Genomic DNA, 19,042 nt, shown 5'->3' with positions numbered 1-19,042 from the left:
AATAGTATTTTTGTTATCCGCTTGGCAAAACCAATCTGTCTGGCCTTTAAATATAAATTTTAGATGAAGAAAATTACAAAAGCCACCTACTTAAAGTGGTACGAGGATATGTTGTTTTGGCGCAAATTTGAAGATAAACTTGCGCAGGTTTATATTCAACAGAAAGTTAGAGGATTTTTACATTTATATAACGGGCAGGAAGCTATTTTGGCCGGTGCGCTGCATGCAATGGATCTTGAAAAGGATCGTATGATCACTGCATATCGTAACCACGTTCAGCCAATAGGAATGGGAGTAGATCCTAAAAAAGTAATGGCGGAGCTTTATGGTAAGAAAACAGGTACTTCTATGGGGCTTGGTGGATCTATGCATATTTTTTCTAAAGAACATAGATTTTATGGAGGTCATGGTATTGTAGGTGGTCAAATTCCTGTAGGTGCCGGACTTGCGTTTGCAGATAAATATCATAAAAGAGATAATGTCACCTTGACTTTTATGGGGGATGGTGCTGTAAGACAGGGATCACTTCATGAAACACTCAATATGGCTGTAAACTGGAATCTTCCGGTAGTTTTCTGTGTTGAGAATAACGGTTATGCAATGGGAACCTCAGTTGCTCGTACTTCTAAAGATACAGAGATATGGAAACTTGGGAATGGGTACGAAATGCCGTGTGGTCCTGTAGATGCGATGGATCCTGTTAAGGTTGCTGAAGCACTTGATGAAGCGATTACAAGAGCAAGAAAAGGAAATGGCCCTACGTTTCTGGAATTAAAAACGTATAGATATCGTGGGCATTCAATGAGTGATGCTCAAAAATACCGTACAAAAGATGAGGTTGCAGATTATCAAAAACTGGATCCTATTTCTAAGGTTAAGAAGGTGATTAAAGATAAAAAATACGCTTCAGAAAAAGAAATAAAAGAGATTGATAAGCGCGTTAAGGAAAAAGTTTTAGAATGTGAGAAATTTGCAGATGAATCTGATTTTCCTGATAAGAATATAATGTATGACGTTGTTTATGAACAGGAAAATTATCCTTTTCTAGCACATAAATTAGACTAAACTATGGCAGAAGTTATCAAAATGCCACGTTTGAGCGATACCATGGAAGAGGGTACCGTTGCAAAGTGGCTGAAAAAAAAGGGAGATAAAGTAGAAGAAGGTGATATTTTGGCCGAAATCGAAACAGATAAGGCTACAATGGAATTTGAATCCTTTTACGAAGGTACTTTGCTTCATATTGGTGTTGAAGAAGGAGACGGTGCACCGGTTGATGAATTACTTGCCATTATAGGTGATGAGGGAGAAGATATTTCTGAGCTTATCAGTGGAGGCGGAAGTGATGATGCTGAAGATAAGAAAGAAGACAAGAAAAAAGATAAGTCTGAAGAGTCTGAAGAAAAGAAGTCGAAAGATGATTCAGATAAGGATGATGAATTAGAAGACGATTCAGATGATGATGACGATCAAGATGGTGGAATTCCTGAAGGGGTAGAAATCATCAATATGCCACGTTTAAGTGATACCATGGAAGAAGGTACGGTTGCTTCCTGGTTGAAAAAGGAAGGTGACAAAGTAGAAGAAGGAGATATTCTGGCTGAAATCGAAACCGATAAAGCAACAATGGAATTCGAGTCCTTTTATGATGGTACATTACTGAAAATAGGTATTCAGGAAGGTGAGTCTGCCAAAGTAGATAGTCTTTTAGCTATTATTGGTCCTGAAGGAACTGATGTTTCAAAAATCGATACTTCCGGTGGAGGAGAGAAAAAGAAAAAGAAATCTGATTCAGCAGACAAAAAAGAAGAAGATACAGATGCTTCTAAAGATTCAGAAAAACAGGATAAAGAAGAAAAAGATTCTTCAAGCCAGTCTGAAGGGAAAGACGGAAAAAGAATATTTGCTTCGCCATTAGCTAAAAAGATGGCAGAAGATAAAGGAATAAATCTATCTGATGTCAGCGGTTCTGGAGAGAATGGCCGAATCGTAAAGAAAGATATAGAGAACTTTAAAGAATCTGATAAACCTGCAGAAACAAAAGCCGATTCTGCTGAAAAAACTACAGCAGCTCAACCATACACTCCGGCAGGAGAAGAAAGTTTTGAAGATCGCAAGAATTCTCAAATGCGTAAGGTTATAGCCAAACGTTTAGGTGAGTCCAAATTTACAGCACCTCATTACTATCTTACTATTGAGGTAGATATGGCGAATGCCATGGCTTCAAGAAAGCATATTAATGAGATGCCAGATGTTAAGGTGTCTTTTAATGATATGGTAATTAAGGCTTCAGCAATGGCGCTTAGAAAACACCCGCAGGTAAATAGTCAATGGACGGGAGATAATACTAAAATTGCGAAGCACATTCATATGGGTGTTGCGGTAGCAGTGGAAGAAGGTCTTGTGGTGCCGGTACTTAAGTTTGCAGATCAAATGTCCCTAACTCAAATTGGTGGGAATGTGAAAGATCTTGCAGGTAAGGCTAGAAATAAGAAAATTCAGCCAGCCGATATGGAAGGAAGTACTTTCACGGTGTCCAACCTTGGAATGTTCGGAATTGTAGAATTTACTAGTATTATTAATCAGCCTAACTCAGCAATACTTTCCGTAGGAACTATTGTAGAAAAGCCTGTGGTTAAAAATGGTGAGATCGTTGTAGGAAACACGATGAAGCTAACTCTTGCATGTGATCACCGAACGGTAGACGGTGCAACTGGAGCAGCCTTTTTACAAACTTTGAAAACGTATATGGAGAATCCGGTTACCATGCTGGCCTAATCCTAAACTTTAATAAATAATAAGAATCCCGCCTAATCGCGGGATTTTTTTATCTTTAGCAGTATGAGAAAAATTAGAATATTCAAAGGGTTTAACGGAGTGTTTTTAATGTTTTTTACCATTTTAGCCTGTACCGCCCAGAAACCAAAAACTACTGATATTGAAGTTTCTAAAGAAGAAGTTCAGAGAACTCTTGATTATTTATCTTCTGATGAATTGAAAGGTAGAAAAACCGGCACTCAGGGAATTGAAGATGCCGCGGTTTTTATCGAAGATAAGTTTAAGGACTTTGGTGTAAAACCATATTTCGAAACTTATAGGGATAGTTTTAATATTAACGAAATAAACGGTTTCAACATAGTTGGCTATCTTGAAGGGAACGACCCTCAATTGAAGGATGAGTTCATTCTTGTTGGAGCGCATTATGATCATATTGGGGCCAGTAAAGAGGTGAATGGTGATACCATCGCAAATGGTGCTAACGATAATGCTGCAGGAACAGTTGGAGTACTTCAACTGGCAAAGTATTTTGCTAAAAATGGAGGTAATAAAAGAAGTATTATTTTCGCTTTATTTTCAGGAGAAGAGATGGGTTTAAAAGGTTCAGAGCATTTAGCTGAAAAGTTAAAATCTGAAGATCTTGATCTTTATGTAATGTTCAATCTAGAAATGATTGGAGTGCCTATGAAGGCCAAGGATTACAAAGCTTATTTAACCGGTTTTGAAAAATCTAACCTTGCAGAAAAATTCAATGAATATTCTAACGGAGATAAAGTACTTGGGTTTTTACCACAAGCCCAACAGATGAGTCTTTTCAAAAGAAGTGATAATTATCCGTTTTTTGAAGCTTTTAATGTGCCGTCACAAACAGTGAGTACATTCGATTTTTCTAATTATCCTTACTATCATCATGTAGATGATGAATCTGAATTTCTCGACACAGGATTTATGGCTTCACTAATAGAAGATTTGATTCCCGGTCTTGTAAAAATGTCTAATACCGATGGGATGGAAATTAAAATGAATGATTAATGAAGAATATTGTAGTTACAGGGACAAGTAGAGGGATTGGTTTTGAAATGGTTTCAATTTTGGCAAAAATGGGACATAATGTTCTGGCGCTGTCGAGAAACGCAAAACCTGTAAAAGATTTAAACCTGGATAATGTACATGCATTTTCTTTCGATATAACAGACGAAGATAGCCACATTCGGGCTGAAAGTTTTATTGATGATCATTGGAGTTCCAGAGTGGATGTACTTATAAATAATGCCGGGGCTCTTTTAAATAAACCATTCGAAGAAACAAAATCTGATGATTTCAGAGCAGTATATGAAGTAAATGTAATTGGAGTTGCGACTATTACCCGCAAATTACTTCATTTTATGCATAAAGATTCCCATGTTTTGAATATTAGCAGTATGGGCGGAATTCAGGGAAGTATGAAATTTCCAGGTTTAGCAGCCTATAGCTCCAGTAAAGCTGCGATATTAACTCTTACAGAATTGCTCGCTGAAGAGTACAAGGAAAACGGACCTTCATTTAATGCATTGGCACTTGGAGCTGTCCAGACTGAAATGCTTGAAGAAGCGTTTCCTGGATATAAAGCTCCGGTGACAGCGCAAGAAATGGCTCAATATATTGCTGATTTTAGCCTTAACGGGCAGAAGTTCTATAACGGTAAAATTATGCAGGTGTCTAATAGTACACCTTGATGAATGAAAGATATTCTTGTTAAATATTTACCGGTAAATGCAGTAGAACCTGTTTCAGAACTGATAAAAATGAACGGAGTTCATTTGAAAATAGTCAATGAACGGGTGACACGGCACGGGGATTATCGTAGAATGCCAGATGGCTCCCAGCAAATTACCATCAATGCTAATTTAAATAAGTATAGGTTTCTTATAACCAGTATTCATGAAATAGCACATTTAATAGCTTTTGAAAAATATGGAAAAGGAATAAAACCGCATGGATCTGAGTGGAAACATTGTTTTAGAAGCTTAATGCTGCCATTTATAAGGCCGGAGATATTTCCTAATACTTTATTGCCGGTAATAGCGAATCACTTTAGAAATCCTAAGGCAAGTAGTGATACAGATGCCGGATTGTCTATAGCGCTAAAAAGTTTTGATCCTGAAAACGATAAAAGCTATATTTTTGAAATTCCTGTAGGAAGTTTATTTAAGATACATAATGGAAAAACCTTCAAAAAAGGTCCTCGGAAAATAAAGCGATACGAATGTCTGGAAATGGATACAGGAAGAATTTATTTATTTCAGCCTAATGCTGAAGTACACTTAATTAAGGTTTAATTTTTATGACGGGTACAAAAAAAGATAATTACTATGCAATTCTTATGGCAGGTGGTGTTGGATCACGATTCTGGCCGGCAAGTAAGGCATCAAATCCCAAACAATTTATAGATATACTTGGAGTAGGAGAAACACTATTTCAAACAACATTTAAAAGACTTTCAAAGCTCATTCCTGTAGAGAATATCTATGTGCTTACCAATAAAAAATATGTAGATATAATTAAAGAACAGGTTCCGCAGATTAAAGAAGAGCAAATTGTTCCCGAACCTGAAATGAGGAATACCGCACCCAGTATTTTGTTAGGTGCTTTAAAGATCTATAAAAGAAATCCCAAGGCCTTAACAGTAGTTGCGCCAAGTGACCATTGGATTAAAGAAGAAGACGAATTTATAGATTCTATTAAGGAAGCTTTTACAAATATAGAAGATAGCGATAAGCTTGTAACCCTTGGGATTGAACCAACTTTTCCAAATACAGGTTACGGATATATCAAATACAATAAAGAAGATAAGGAAAGCCTTAAAAAGGTTGATGTTTTTACAGAAAAGCCAAATAAAAAGAAGGCGGAAAAGTTTATTGAAGCCGGGAATTATGTCTGGAATGCAGGGATTTTTATCTGGAGCGCTAAATTTATCATTGAAAATTTCAAGCAATATCTTCCGGATACTTTTGCAGTTCTAAATAAAGGAGAGGATAAATGGAATACCAGGGAAGAGAAAGAGTTTTTAGAAGAGAATTATTCTAAGACCTCGAATATTTCTATTGATTACGGGATCATGGAGAAATCTGATTCAGTATATGTTATTCCCGTGAGTTTTGATTGGAGTGATCTTGGAACCTGGTCTTCAGTTAAAACCGAATTGCCTTCAGATGAAGATGATAATACTGCTATAAATTGCAGGCTGGTTTCAGAAGATTCAGAGAATAATATAGTTTCTACAACTAATAAAAAGATCGTAGTTTTAAAAGGCCTTTCAGACTATATTATTGTTGAAGATAAAGACGTTCTAATGATTGTTCCAAAATCTGAAGAGCAGGAAATAAAACAGATTAGGGAGAAAGTAATGAAAGATTTTGGTGAAGATCTAGGTTAGAAAATGGCAGATATAAAAAATACAGAAACCGAATCTAAGAGTTCCAATGGAGAAAATCTCCGGGAAGATGCAAAGGAGATTAAAGAAAAGGCCAGAACCTTTTTTAGTCGATTATTGGATATTCGTGAAGATACCGATAGGGAGTCTACAGTAGAAGCGGTACAAAAGGATATTTCATTTAAGGGGCATAATGCCTGGATCCTTATATTTTCAATTTTTGTTGCATCTATAGGTTTAAATGTTAGTAGTACGGCAGTAGTAATTGGTGCCATGCTAATTTCTCCATTAATGGGGCCTATTGTAGGTGTGGGTATGTCTGTAGCTATTAATGATGTAGATACGCTTAAACGATCTTTTGTCAACCTTGGGATTATGGTTGGACTTAGTGTTATTACAGCGAGCATTTATTTTTTTATATCTCCTGTGAAAAATGAGACGCCGGAGTTAATTGCCAGAACGTATCCTACTATTTTGGATGTTTTGGTGGCTATATTTGGTGGGCTCGCATTAATAGTTGCTAAAACGAAAAAAGGAACAATAGCAAGTGTGATACTGGGGGTTGCGATTGCTACCGCTCTTATGCCGCCGCTTTGTACTGTTGGTTACGGTTTAGCAAATGCTAAATGGGATTTTGCTTTAGGGGCTTTATACTTATTTTCGATCAATGCTGTATTTATAGCCTTATCAACTTTTGTAGTATCTAAATTACTAGGATTTCCCCTGGTGAAATATGCAAATAGTAAAAGGAGAAAAAGAACTGCCCAGATAGCTTCTACGGTTGCTATAATTGTAATGATACCTAGTGTAGTTCTTTTTGTGAAATTACTCAGGCAGCAGGTTTTTCAGAGTAAGGCTACAGAGTTTATAGAAAATTCGATAAGATACTCCGGAACAGAGACTTTGAAAGCTACCAGTGATTATAAGACGAAGACCATCGATGTATATATGATAGGAAATACTATTCCAGGTGCTACAATAACTACATGGCAGGAAAGATTAGGAGAGATAGAAGCTTTGAAAGAAGCACAGCTCATAGTGCATCAGGGAAATGATCAAAGTCAGGATATAAATCAACTCTCAACAGAGGTTAGAAGTGGTATACTGGAAGATTTGTATGTCAAGAATCAGGAAGTTTTGCAGAACAAGGATCGTAGGATCGAACTACTTGAATCTGAACTTTCTAAATATAGGGGAGATAAATTTTCTTTTGTTAGTTTGAGTAAGGAGGCAAAGATCAATTATGAAAATATTCAGGAAATTGGCTACTCTAACTTAATAACCACCAACTTTCAGAAGACCGATACCATCCCAACATTCACCGTGATATGGAATGATAAAATTGGAAATAAGGAGCTTGTTTCCCAGCAGTCAAAGTTTGCAGATTGGATGCGGGTGAGACTAGATCTTGATACGCTGTCTATAAAGAATGTTAGGTAACTAGTGCCCTTTTAGCTGCGCTTCTCTTACTTTTTGAAAAAGATTGGATGAGTATACAAAATCGGTTACCGTTTTATCATCGGTTTTAAAAATTTCTTCCTTCGTGCCTTTCCAGGCAAGTTTTCCATCTTTTAAGAAAGCAATACGTTCTCCAATTTCTAATACCGAATTCATATCGTGTGTAATCAGTACCGTGGTAATATCATTTTCATGAGTAATATCCTGAATTAGATTATCTATTACCGTAGCGGTTTGAGGATCAAGACCTGAGTTTGGTTCATCACAGAATAAATATTTCGGTTTGTTTACAATAGCCCTGGCAATGGCAACCCTCTTCTGCATTCCTCCACTAATCTCAGAAGGCATTTTATTTCCGGTTCCATCTAGATTAACACGTTCCAAAACTTCATGAACCCTTGAAAACATTTCTTTTTTCTTCTGCTTAGTGAACATTTTTAATGGGAACATTACGTTTTCTTCAACAGTCATAGAGTCAAATAATGCTCCACCCTGAAAAAGCATCCCCATTTCAGTTCTTAGTTCTCTCTGTTCTTCATCAGAAAAACTTGAATATGGTTTTCCGTCATATTCAATAGTTCCTTTATCAGCCTTAAAAAGGCCAAGCATACATTTTAGAAAAACACTTTTACCAGACCCAGACTGACCGATGATTAAGTTTGTCTTACCTCTTTCAAAAGTATAGGAGATTCCCTTAAGAACTTCCTGATCGTTAAAACCTTTATGTAAATCTTTTACCTGTATCATTCGTTAACTTAATAAGAGTTGAGTGATTGCATAATTGGTTATAATTAATACTACGCTAGTCCATACAAAAGAAGTGGTGGATGCTTCCCCAACCTCTAGCGCTCCTCCTTTCATATAATATCCATGATATGAGGGCACTGTTGCTAAAATAAAGGCAAAAAGAAATGTTTTTATAAAGGCATATGTAAGGTGAAAGCCGTTAAAATCATCCTGAAGTCCCGTTAAAAATTGATCTGAAGTAACAAAACCACCAAATACTGCAGCAAAATAAGCTCCGGCTATACCCAGAAACATTGCGATCGCAATCAAAAAGGGATACGTTAGCATGGCAATTATTTTAGGTAAGATGAGATAATTTTTAGAATTTATACCCATCACTTCCAGTGCATCAATTTGTTCGGTAACCCTCATGGATCCTATACTGGAAGTTATAAACGAACCAACTTTACCAGCCATAATTATTGATATAAAAGTAGGGGCAAACTCCAGAATCACCGATTGTCTTGCGGCAAATGCCACAAGAGACTTGGGTATAAGCGGATTATTTAAATTTAGTGCGGTCTGGATGGCAACTACCGCTCCGATAAAAAACGAAAGGAATGCAACAATTCCCAGTGAGCCCATGATAAGCTCGTTTATTTCTTTAAAAATAAGATTTCTGAGAACCGAACCTTTGGTCATTCGGCCAAAAACTCCTTTAAGCATTATAAAATATTCCCCAATGGAGTGCAGGTAGGTCATTAATTGGATTTTGAAAAGCTAAAATACTAAAATTTCGCGCTAAACTATTTAACGCTTAATTAAACTTTAGCGTTTCAAGTTTAGTATTTTTGAAGCCTATTCAAAAAATTAACCTAATGAGACGGTATTTATTCATACTAATATTGCTGCTTAACTTGTCGCCCTTAAAGGCGCAGATTGTAAATGAAAAGCCAAAACTAGTTGTTGGAATTGTAGTGGACCAGATGAGGTACGACTATTTAACTCGTTTTTGGGGCCAATTTGGAGACGAAGGTTTTAAAAGACTGGTAAATGAGGGCTTCAATTTTAAGAATAATCATTTTAATTATGTTCCTACGTATACCGGTCCCGGTCATGCTTCAGTATTTACAGGTACTACGCCAGAATATAATGGAATTATAGGTAATGGTTGGTTCGATAAATTCGAGAATAAATCGGTTTATTGCGCGGGAGACGATTCGGTAGAGTCTGTCGGAACCACGAGTGAGGCGGGTAGAATGTCTCCACATAGAATGAAATCTACCACCTTTGGAGATGAGAACCGACTTCATACCCAAATGAAGGGGAAAACTATTGGAATTGCCTTAAAAGATCGTGGCGCTATTTTACCAGCGGGCCACACAGCAAATGCAGCCTATTGGTTTCATGGAAGAGAGGAAGCAAAATGGATTACCAGTACTTACTATATGAAGGGACTACCTGATTGGGTAAAAAACTTTAATAATTCTGAGAAGGCTAAAACATATTTAAAAACCTGGAACACTTTACGGGATATTAATTCCTATAAAGAAAGTGGCGTAGATGAAAATGACTTTGAATTTGGATATCAGGGTAAGGAAACGGCCACTTTCCCTTATGATCTTAAAACCCTGGCTTCAGAAAATGGCGAATACGAATTGATTAAAGCGACTCCTTTTGGAAACGATCTTACTGCAGAATTTGCAAAGGCCGCGATCAAAGGAGAGAATTTAGGGAAAGATGATGTTACAGATGTTCTAACCCTTAGTTTTTCGAGTACAGATTATGTGGGTCATAACTTTGGGGTAAATTCAAAGGAAATTGAAGATACTTATTTGAGACTGGATTTAGCGCTTGCAGATGTTCTTAAATACTTAGATCAAACGGTAGGAGAAGGGGAGTACACTGTCTTTTTAACTGCAGATCATGGTGGGGTGGATGTCCCTTCCTATTTAAAAAGTCGAAAAATTCCTTCCGGCTATTTTGATGATGTTACAGAAAATAAAAAAATTGAAGAATTTGTTCGTGAAGAATTTAAAGTTGATAGTTTAATTCAGAATATTTCTAATTCACAGATTTTTCTTGATTACAAGGTAATGAGGGGGGAAGGCTTGGATGCCCACAAAGTCCAGCAAAAAATTGCTCATTATCTGCTTCAGCAGAAAAGCATTTCCAGAGTGTATACACGAGAGCAATTGCAATCTGGTAGTTTTACCAAAGGGATTAGTTCCCTAATTCAAAACGGATTTAATCAGGAGCGTAGTGGTGATGTGGTTTTCGTTTTGGATCCCGGTTATATAATTTATCCTGAAAAAGGAACAACTCATGGCTCCGGTTTTATATATGATACGCATGTGCCATTAATTTTCTTCGGAAAAGGTATTAAGCATGGAAGTAGCCTGGAGCGTACGGTAATTCCAGATATAGCTCCCACAATATCGGCGATGCTGGGAATATCATATCCAGATGCGTCCAGTGGGAAACCTTTAAGTATTATACTTGAAGATTAGGTAAATTTCTTTCTAATATTCGTCCAGCGGTATTTACGAATAAAGTCTCCTTCTTCTTTAGAAACAATAAAGGGCAATTTATTTTTAGAAGCGTTAAAATATCCTTTTATGTAGGTATACAGAAGTTTTATGTCTTTTTGTTTCATGCTCATTTTAAGAGCGGTTAATAATGATAGTACATATCCGTATCGCATTCTGTACAAAGCCTCTCCCTGAAGGAATTTAGTTTTTTTCTTATAGGACTTCCAGGTAGGGCGAAGATGTTTTACATGTAAGGTTTTAACGGTTTTAGTTTCGAATCCGTAAAAGTTAGCAAGTAAAATATCTACAGAGTCCCAACCTATTGATGTTCTAAGGCCATCAATCCATTTAAAGCATTTCTTAGAGTACAATTTTATAGGGCCCCTAATATGGGATTTGTCAGAAATATTTTCATGCACCCAATGGTTATTTGAATCCTTGATGAAAATTAAACCGGAACACATTCCCACTTTTTCGTTTAGTTGAAATTCACGTTCTATTTCTTCAAAATAATTTTTCGGCAATACAATATCAGCATCAAATTTACCAATTAGATCGTAATCGTTCTTGATCTTTGATATTCCAAAATAAAATGTATTCACTATTTTAGCCCCTGGAGAGTGCTCAGATTTACCGAAATTATTTTTAAAAACTTTTATCCAGTTATATTTATTTGAATATTTTAGAGCTGTTTCATAAGTGAAGTCTGTAGAATTATCATCGATAATTATCAATTCATCTGGTTTTCTGGTTTGATTAATCATGGAGTCCAGACAATAGGAGATAAATTTTTCCTCGTTATAAGCAGGAATAATTATAGAAATCAACATTAAGTGATCATTTTAAATGGGTAAATTTAGAATAAAAATTTTCTTTGTGTTCATTCTTTTTTTTAAAACCTTTCATAGTTTTTCCCAAAACTATGAAATAGGATGTTTCACGAAAATTAATAAACAACAAGGTAATTTTGATCAACAATTAGATTCAGGTGATCAATTTGGTTATTCAGTAGATAATATTGGAGATTTAAATAATGACGGTATTAGCGATATAATCGTTGGAGCATTTACAGATGATGATGGTGGAGCAAACAGAGGGGCGGTATATGTATTGTTTCTTAAAGCCGATGATACAGTTTTAAAATCTCAAAAGATTAGTTCAACCACTGGTGGTTTTACAGGAGATCTTGATGATAATGATGTTTTTGGCGCTTCGGTTTCATATCTAGGTGATATGAATAATGACGGGTTGGTAGAGGTGGCTGTTGGCGCAGAATATGATGGTGATGGTGGTTATTGGCATGGTGCTGTTTGGATTCTTAGCTTAAATACAGATGGGACTGTGAAAGCCCACTCAAAAATAAGCGATTTTGAAGGTGATTTTACCGGTCAGTTTAATGGTGATGTTGTTTTTGGAACTGATATAGGAAATATTGGAGATTTAAATAATGATGGGATTGAAGATATTATTGTTAGTGCGAGAAGAGATTATGATGGCAATCCCGGAGCCGGAGCAATTTGGGTTCTTTTCCTGAATTCTGATTTTACAGTAAACAGTTATTCCAAGATTAGTGAAACTGAAGGCAATTTTAATGTAGATCTGGATTCTGAAGATTTCTTTGGTGGATCTATTGCTATCCTAAAAGATTTGGATGGTGATGGTATAAAAGAGATCGCAGTAGGATCCTACCGGGATGATGATGGAGGAACAGACTTTGGCTCGGTTTATATTTTATTTTTAGATTCTAACGGTCGAGTGAAAAAACATAAGAAAATTTCTTATACGCAGGGAGGAGGAAGCTTTGATCTAAATAATAATGCTATTTTCGGGAAATCTATAGATGGATATTCAGATATTGATTCTGATGGTTTAATTGAAATTCTGGTGGGTTGTGCCCGCTGTATAAATCCCGAAACAAATACAACAACGGGAGCGTTTTATCTAATTGAATTAAATAACGATGGAACTGTAAGTGAGAGTTTTCCTTTTTCTTATAAAGTTGGAGGTTTTGAAGGGGAGTTAAATTCAGGGGATATTTTTGGTATTTCTTTAAGCTATTTAAAAAAACAAGACCCTTTAAAGGTTGTCGTCGGGGCATCAAAAGACAATGAAGGAGCTGTTTGGATTTTAAATTTTGATGACCAGATGGAAGGGTTGGCAATTAATCCAACTAACTCGCAATGTTCCGGTAGGAATATAGGCTTTATCCTTTCTGGTTTGGAGCCAAATGAATCTTACTTATTGAACTTCGAACACGATAATAATAGCTTTATTGAACTCGAATTTTCAAGTGATGAAAATGGTGAATATACCTTGCAGAATTTAGAAGCTGGTATTTACAATAATATTGAGGTAAGAAAAGATGGATGTGTCTTTGAATTTTCAGAAGAATTTGAAATTTCTGAAGAAGAAACACTTGAACCTGAATTTTCAGTGGTTTCCTCAGATTGTACTAGTTTAGAAGGAAACAGTATTCATATTAGTAATCTTCCAGTTAATGAAACGTTTTCTATCGGCTATGACTATAATGGTATTCCGAGGGAAATGGTTCAATTTTCAAGTGATGCTATAGGTGAAATAACTATTTCTGATGTAGAGCCGGGAGAGTATTCAAACTTTCAAATTGATTATGAGAACTGTAGTAATAGTTTTTCAATAAAACTGGAAGTAAATCCATTAGGTGAAATCGAACCGTTCTTTAATTTCCAGCTAGTAAGTGAATGTAGTACTGCAGATGGGGCGATTGAGATTAGGAATCTTGAGGAATTTGAAAATTACCTGGTTTCTTTCATGGTAGATTCCGAAGAAACTATTGAATTAGAGCTAACCTCAGATAGTGAAGGAATTTTACTTATCGAAAACCTGAAAGGAGCCCAATATTCAAATTTTTATATAGAAATAGCTAATTGCAATTATTATTTTGATGAGACCTTAAATTTAAATTTTAATGGTGCTAATTATGCTGTAGAAATAATACAGAGTCCAATATGTAGTTCAGATAGTGAAGGTATTGTAAAAGTTACCGGATTTACCCCGAATAGCGAATTTGAACTATTTTATTTCGTAAATGGGAGCGAGAAGAACTTAGCGATAGTTTCAGATCTTAACGGGACAATAACCTTAGAAGACCTCTCTGAGGGAGAATATGAGGAAGTTACGTTGGTAGCAGATTCATGTGAAATTTTAATAGAGAATTTCACATTGAATTGTAGTAGTGATGGTGATGAGAAAATTTGCTATAGTTATCCTAAATTTTTTAGCCCAAACTCCGATGGTATAAATGATCGATGGCGGGTTCAAATTACTAGCCCAGAGTGTAACAAGCAGTTTAATTGCTATATTTTCGACAGATATGGAAAGCTTTTAACCGTATTAAGGGGTCCTGATGAAGAATGGGATGGAAACTTTAATGGTGTAGCAATGCCTTCCGATGATTATTGGGTTAAACTGGATTTCCCGAATGAATCAGATTTTCAACCAGAAGTAACACATATCTCTCTTATTCGTTAACTTTCTCTGCGTAAGTTAGATAATACCTCGGAGTAAATTTTCTTAAAACAGGGCGAATTCCTATTTTATTTACAGGATGAGCCCATTTAATACTTTTCTTAATTTCCCAGCCGCTTTTCTCAAAAAGCCAATCGAATTGCCAGTCTTCAAACTCATGATAATGGCGATCCCATTGATCGGTTTTACTCCTGTAAGCTGAGGAAAACCATAGTTTAAGCGGAACACTAGCGATAATTTTTTTTGCTTTTATTTCACGAAGAATATTATATGGAGCAAGCAGATGTTCGAAAATCTCAAATGCCGTAACCAGGTCATATTCTGCATTTTTAACCGCTTTAAAATTATCGTCCAAATCTTCTCCTGAAGTGTTGGTAACTTCGTAGCCATTTTCGACCATAATTTCAGAAAAAGGATTTTTAACTCCCAGGTCCAATATTTTAGCAGGTGGAGGGACTATTTCTTTTAAAAATTTTAAGGTTTTCTGATAGCGCTTTTCAGGAAAATTCTGCTCGTACATTTTAGATCTGATAGGTAATAGCATTAATGTTCATTCCCGCACCAACACTTGCAAACATAACCACATCTCCTTTTTCAAGCTTTTGGTTGTCTATTTTTCCTCTTTGAACAAGGTCAAAAAGAGTAGGAACAGTTGCTACACTGCTATTACCGAGTTCGTGAATGGTCATAGGCATTACATTCTCGGGAGGGGTCATCCCATGTAACTTATAAAATCGCTGAATAATAGCATGGTCCATTTTTTCATTCGCCTGATGAATGAAAATCTTTTTAAGATCCTTAATTGACTTTCCACTATTTTCCAGACATTCCTTCATCGCTTTTGGAACGTTTACCAAAGCGAATTCATAGATCTTTCTACCATGCATTTTAATATACCTGATGTCTTCAGGAGCATCAGAATGATTGGATTTTCCAAAATAGATATATTCAGATTCCTGAAAAGAATAAGTTGCCGATTCGTGAGAAAGTATTCCAGATCCAGATTCAGCATCCGTAGCTTCAAGGATTACCGCACCGGCACCGTCTGAAAATATCATGGAATCCCTGTCATGCTTATCTACGACTCTCGAAAGAGCTTCAGCGCCAATAATAAGGCATTTTTTGGCAATTCCTGCCTTAATAAAGGCCTGTGCTTGGATCATTCCTTCTATCCAGCCTGGACAACCGAACAGGAGATCATACCCAACACATTTTGGATTCTTTATTCTTAGATGAGCTTTGACTCTGGTTGCTAAACTGGGAACAGTGTCACTTTGAATGGATTTTGATTTTACATCTCCATAATTATGAGCCACAATAATATAATCTAGTGTTTCAGGGTCTATTCCAGAGCTTTCAATCGCTTTCTGACTTGCGATTACAGCAATATCGGAAGTGGTAAGATTTTCGTCTAGATAACGTCTTTCTTCAATCCCCGTGATCGCCTTGAATTTTCTAATGGTGGTTTCATTATCATGGGGAAAGTTAGATCCGTCAAGATTGAAGAACTTATGTTGATCAAAGTCAGCATTTTTTGTAACGACATTTGGTATATAACTTCCCGTTCCGGTAATTTTGCAGTTCATCTGACTTTCTTGTTGTTAGGGTCACAATTTAAATAAATATCTTAAAACCCGCTTAAAATAGTTATTTTTTTGGTCGAAAAAAAACCTGCCGTCTGACAGGTTTTTACTATTAGAGACATTTTTTAAATATTAAGCTTCGGCATATTCTTCAGTTGGCGGACAGGTACACATAAGATTTCTGTCTCCAAAAGCCTCATCAACCCTGCGGACACTTGGCCAGAATTTGTTGTCGTGTAAATGATCTAATGGATAAGCCGCTTTCTCTCTAGAGTAAGGGAGTTTCCATTCATCTGAAGTTAACATATGAATAGTATGTGGCGCATTTTTCAAAACATTATTAGAATCATCTACAGAAACTTCATCAATCTCTTTTCTAATAGAAATTAAGGCATCACAAAAACGATCCAATTCAGGTTTGCTTTCACTTTCTGTAGGTTCAATCATCATGGTTCCTGCAACCGGAAAAGAAACAGTAGGAGAATGGAAACCATAATCTATCAGTCTTTTCGCAATGTCTGTTACTTCAATACCTTGTTCTTTGAATGGGCGACAATCAATAATCATTTCGTGCGCTGCACGTCCTCTTTCTCCTGAATACAGGGTTTTATAATGATCGTTTAGCCTTGCTTTAATGTAGTTAGCATTTAAAATGGCATATTCAGTGGCCTGTTGTAGTCCTCCCGTTCCAAGCATTTTGATATATCCGTAAGAAATAAGGCATACTAGAGAAGATCCCCAGGGAGCAGAAGAGATCGCTCCAATCGCTTTTTCTCCACCGGTTTTGATCACTGGATTACCAGGTAGGAAAGGCTTTAGCTGTTCTGCAACGCAAATAGGTCCAACTCCCGGTCCACCCCCTCCATGAGGGATGGCAAAGGTTTTATGTAAATTAAGGTGACAAACGTCAGCACCAATTCTACCCGGATTGGTCAATCCAACCTGTGCATTCATATTTGCACCGTCCATATATACCTGACCACCATTTTCATGGATAATATTTGTGATCTCCCTAATTGCAGATTCAAATACCCCATGCGTAGATGGATACGTAACCATCAATGCTGCAAGATTGTCTTTATGTTTTATAGCTTTTTCCCGAAGATCATCTACATCAATATTTCCGTTTTCTGAAGCCTTTGTAACAACTACCTTCATTCCAGCCATTACTGCGGAAGCAGGATTGGTTCCATGGGCTGAAGATGGGATCAAACATACATTTCTATGGCCTTCTCCGTTTGCTTCATGATAAGCTCTAATAACCATCAATCCTGCATATTCTCCCTGGGCACCAGAATTGGGCTGAAGAGAAGTTGCCGAAAAACCGGTAATTTCGGTTAATTGATGTTCTAATTCTTTTAATACTGTTTGATATCCTTCAGCCTGATTTACTGGTGCAAAAGGATGCATATTCCCCCATTGCGGATTGCTTAATGGAAGCATCTCTGAAGCTGCATTCAATTTCATGGTGCAAGACCCTAACGAAATCATAGAATGATTTAACGAAAGATCTTTACGCTCCAGTTTCTTTATATAACGCATCAATTCAGTCTCGGAATGATAAAGATTGAAAACTTCGTGCGTTAGAAATTCAGTTTTTCTCTCTAGATTCTTAGGGATTGCCGTTCTTTCAGAAAGTTCTTCGATTTCAGCATGTTTCTTTTCAGAAAGTTCAGCGAAAACAGCAATTACTGCATTAAGATCATCAGTAGTAGTAGTTTCATTTATCGAAATACAGGCACTTTCGGCATCTGGATAAAAGAAATTGATCTCATGCTTTTCAGCAATTGCTTTCAATTTTGAAGCATTCGCCTTAACATGAATAGTATCAAAATAAGCTGAATTTAGTTGTTCAAAACCAAGTTCCTTCAGGCTATCTTCCAGAGATACAGCCGATGCATGTACTATATTTGCGATATATTCCAGACCCTTCGGACCATGATAAACCGCATACATTCCAGCCATTACTGCAAGTAAAACCTGTGCAGTACAAATATTAGAAGTGGCCTTATCTCTTTTAATATGCTGCTCTCTTGTTTGAAGAGCCATTCTCAACGCATTATTGCCATCGAGATCTTTGGTAAGACCAATAATTCTTCCGGGAAGGTTACGCTTGTATTCTTCTTTCGTTGCGAAATAAGCTGCATGAGGGCCGCCATAACCAAGAGGGATTCCAAATCTCTGAGTAGTACCTACAACTACATCTACACCGAGTTCTCCGGGTGCCTGAAGTTTAACCAAGCTTAGTATATCGGCTGCAAAAGCAGTTTTAATATTCGCATTCTTACAGTTTTCAACAAAATTGGCATAATCGAAGATCTGTCCGAACTTTCCTGGATATTGCACTAATGCACCAAAATATTCTTCAGAAAAATCAAACTCTTCATGATCGCCCACTACCATATCTATTCCAAGGAAATTAGCCCTGGTTTCCATTAAAGAGATAGTTTGCGGCAAAGTTTGTTGAGAAACAAAAAATTTGTTTACATCATCTTTCTTTTGTTTTCTATCACGAACTGCATGCAATAAAGCCATCGCTTCTGCGGCGGCAGTAGATTCGTCAAGAAGGGAGGCATTTGCTATTTCCATTCCGGTAAGGTCACTTACCATGGTTTGGAAATTAAGTAAAGCCTCTAAGCGTCCCTGCGCAATCTCTGCCTGGTAGGGGGTATAAGCAGTATACCAGCCCGGATTTTCCAAAATATTTCGTTGGATAACGGCAGGAAGAATAGCCTGATGGTAACCAAGACCAATATAAGTTTTAAAAACCCTGTTCTTTTCAGAAAGCTTTTTAATATGCTCGGCATATTGATTTTCACTCATTGCTTTTGGAAGGTTCAAAGGCTGATCTAATCTAATATCATCTGGGATCGTCTCATAGATTAATTGCTCTATAGACTCAACGCCGATAGTATCGAGCATTTCCTGTAGATTTTCTGCTTTAGGACCTATGTGACGTAACGCGAAAGAATCTGTTCTCATTAAAATAAAGTTGTGTTTTTCGTGCTGCGAAAATACATAATTTCGTGCTAATTTTTTATAGTTAA

At 36.6% G+C, this 19,042-nt stretch carries 15 protein-coding genes; 9 read left to right on the top strand and 6 right to left on the bottom strand.

From position 1 onward, the window contains the following. Positions 1–63 precede the first annotated feature (63 nt). The 7 genes from pdhA to GFO_RS13600 all read left to right on the top strand — a co-directional run bounded on the left by pdhA (position 64) and on the right by GFO_RS13600 (position 7,630). The gene (pdhA, locus tag GFO_RS13630; protein ID WP_011710744.1) at positions 64–1,065 is read left to right on the top strand and encodes a pyruvate dehydrogenase (acetyl-transferring) E1 component subunit alpha; all 1,002 of its coding nucleotides are present in this window, start codon (positions 64–66) and stop codon (positions 1,063–1,065) included. Positions 1,066–1,068: 3 nt separating this feature from the next. Further along, complete coding sequence (locus GFO_RS13625; protein ID WP_011710743.1) at positions 1,069–2,778, top strand: pyruvate dehydrogenase complex dihydrolipoamide acetyltransferase; 1,710 nt, start codon at positions 1,069–1,071, stop codon at positions 2,776–2,778. Between the two features lie 63 nt (positions 2,779–2,841). Next, a complete protein-coding gene (locus tag GFO_RS13620) occupies positions 2,842–3,810 on the top strand; it encodes a M20/M25/M40 family metallo-hydrolase (RefSeq protein ID WP_011710742.1) in 969 nt (322 codons plus the stop codon). Further along, on the top strand, positions 3,810–4,493 hold the full coding sequence (locus GFO_RS13615) for an SDR family NAD(P)-dependent oxidoreductase (RefSeq protein WP_011710741.1): 684 nt from the start codon (positions 3,810–3,812) through the stop codon (positions 4,491–4,493). The genes GFO_RS13620 and GFO_RS13615 overlap by 1 nt, the downstream gene beginning before the upstream one ends. Positions 4,494–4,496: 3 nt before the next feature. After that, complete coding sequence (locus GFO_RS13610; RefSeq protein WP_011710740.1) at positions 4,497–5,096, top strand: SprT-like domain-containing protein; 600 nt, start codon at positions 4,497–4,499, stop codon at positions 5,094–5,096. Positions 5,097–5,101: 5 nt separating this feature from the next. Then, positions 5,102–6,193 carry a mannose-1-phosphate guanylyltransferase gene (locus tag GFO_RS13605; protein ID WP_011710739.1) on the top strand — a complete coding sequence of 364 codons (1,092 nt, stop codon included), beginning with the start codon at positions 5,102–5,104 and terminating at the stop codon, positions 6,191–6,193. A gap of 3 nt (positions 6,194–6,196) precedes the next feature. Further along, positions 6,197–7,630, top strand: coding sequence for a DUF389 domain-containing protein (locus tag GFO_RS13600; RefSeq protein WP_011710738.1), 1,434 nt, complete (start codon positions 6,197–6,199; stop codon positions 7,628–7,630). Here the strand turns inward: GFO_RS13600 and GFO_RS13595 are convergent, their stop codons facing one another. Then, positions 7,631–8,395 carry an ABC transporter ATP-binding protein gene (locus GFO_RS13595; RefSeq protein ID WP_011710737.1) on the bottom strand — a complete coding sequence of 255 codons (765 nt, stop codon included), beginning with the start codon at positions 8,393–8,395 and terminating at the stop codon, positions 7,631–7,633. It lies immediately after the preceding gene. A gap of 3 nt (positions 8,396–8,398) precedes the next feature. Then, the gene (locus tag GFO_RS13590; protein WP_011710736.1) at positions 8,399–9,136 is read right to left on the bottom strand and encodes an MlaE family ABC transporter permease; all 738 of its coding nucleotides are present in this window, start codon (positions 9,134–9,136) and stop codon (positions 8,399–8,401) included. A 116-nt stretch (positions 9,137–9,252) separates the two neighbouring features. Between GFO_RS13590 and pafA the strand changes: the two genes are divergently transcribed. Then, positions 9,253–10,884 carry an alkaline phosphatase PafA gene (pafA, locus tag GFO_RS13585; protein ID WP_011710735.1) on the top strand — a complete coding sequence of 544 codons (1,632 nt, stop codon included), beginning with the start codon at positions 9,253–9,255 and terminating at the stop codon, positions 10,882–10,884. Here the strand turns inward: pafA and GFO_RS13580 are convergent. Next, entirely contained in the window at positions 10,881–11,735 is an 855-nt protein-coding gene (locus GFO_RS13580) for a glycosyltransferase family 2 protein (protein WP_011710734.1), read from the bottom strand. The genes pafA and GFO_RS13580 overlap by 4 nt on opposite strands. A gap of 46 nt (positions 11,736–11,781) precedes the next feature. Here GFO_RS13580 and GFO_RS13575 point away from each other — a divergent pair, with 46 nt between their 5' ends. Further along, on the top strand, positions 11,782–14,415 hold the full coding sequence (locus GFO_RS13575; protein ID WP_158308629.1) for a T9SS type B sorting domain-containing protein: 2,634 nt from the start codon (positions 11,782–11,784) through the stop codon (positions 14,413–14,415). On the opposite strand, the gene GFO_RS13570 is transcribed toward GFO_RS13575, so the two are convergent. From GFO_RS13570 to gcvP, 3 genes are all read right to left on the bottom strand, one after another. After that, a complete protein-coding gene (locus GFO_RS13570) occupies positions 14,405–14,932 on the bottom strand; it encodes a methyltransferase domain-containing protein (RefSeq protein WP_041250141.1) in 528 nt (175 codons plus the stop codon). The two genes, GFO_RS13575 and GFO_RS13570, sit on opposite strands and share 11 nt — an antisense overlap. Before the next feature lies 1 nt (position 14,933). Beyond that, positions 14,934–15,998 (bottom strand): 3-oxoacyl-ACP synthase III family protein, encoded by a 1,065-nt coding sequence (locus tag GFO_RS13565; RefSeq protein ID WP_011710731.1) that lies wholly within the window; start codon positions 15,996–15,998, stop codon positions 14,934–14,936. A gap of 129 nt (positions 15,999–16,127) precedes the next feature. Then, positions 16,128–18,977 carry an aminomethyl-transferring glycine dehydrogenase gene (gene gcvP / locus GFO_RS13560; protein WP_011710730.1) on the bottom strand — a complete coding sequence of 950 codons (2,850 nt, stop codon included), beginning with the start codon at positions 18,975–18,977 and terminating at the stop codon, positions 16,128–16,130. Positions 18,978–19,042: the final 65 nt, after the last annotated feature.

Origin of the sequence: Christiangramia forsetii KT0803 (assembly GCF_000060345.1) — a bacterium.
Taxonomy (GTDB): domain Bacteria; phylum Bacteroidota; class Bacteroidia; order Flavobacteriales; family Flavobacteriaceae; genus Christiangramia; species Christiangramia forsetii.
Note: the sequence above shows the minus strand (reverse complement) of the source record. Positions and strands in the feature narration are given on the sequence as shown.